Consider the following 747-nt stretch of genomic DNA (forward strand, 5'->3'; position numbering starts at 1 on the left):
AGTCATCTAGGCTTTCTGTATCCAATACGCTCAGCATCCCTAGCACACCATTCATAGGCGTACGAATTTCATGGCTCATATTGGCTAGAAAGACACTTTTTGAATGCGCTGCCTGTTCTGCTTTTTCCTTCGCTTCTTTTAACTCCAGCTCGGCTTTTACCTTTTTATCAACATCTTGAAATGAGCCAAATAAGCGTACACACTTGCCGTCTTTAAATTCTGACTGGCCAAGTGCAGAAACCCAGATTTCATTGCCTTTAGCTGTCACCAGCTGCAGCTCTTCTTGCCAAGCAATGCCTTCTTCAATACCTTTGTTCACCGCGGCGGTAATTAGCTCTCTACTTCTACCTTCTTTATAAAAATTGATCGCTGTAGAGACATCAGGTTCAAAGCCTTCGGGTACTTCGTGAATTTCTTTTGTCATGAGTGACCAGTAAAGCCGGTCTTCCAGCATGTCCCACTCCCATGCACCAATTCTGGCCTGCTGACTCATCGACTCCAGTAAAGTCTTCTGACGTGCTAAATCTTCTGCAACAAGCTGTTTGCTCAGTTCATTACCTATCCATTGGGCAAATAAACGAATGAGTTCAAATTCGTCATCACTAAAGGGTCTGGCATGTGCTTCAGGACCAGAAAAGTTTAGCGTACCAAAGCGTTCACCTGACACGATTAGCGGCACACCAATATAACTTTCCAGGCCAAAAGCCTCGTAGCAAGGATGCGTATTAATGCAGCTTTTCTCTACAT

1 protein-coding gene is annotated in these 747 nt (G+C 44.3%); it reads right to left on the bottom strand.

Annotated features, from left to right (window positions below):
* Positions 1-747 (bottom strand): GAF domain-containing protein (locus tag A3766_RS05185; RefSeq protein WP_156508705.1); only part of this gene is annotated, 747 nt, incomplete at both ends.

It is taken from the genome of Oleiphilus sp. HI0132, from assembly GCF_001635845.1.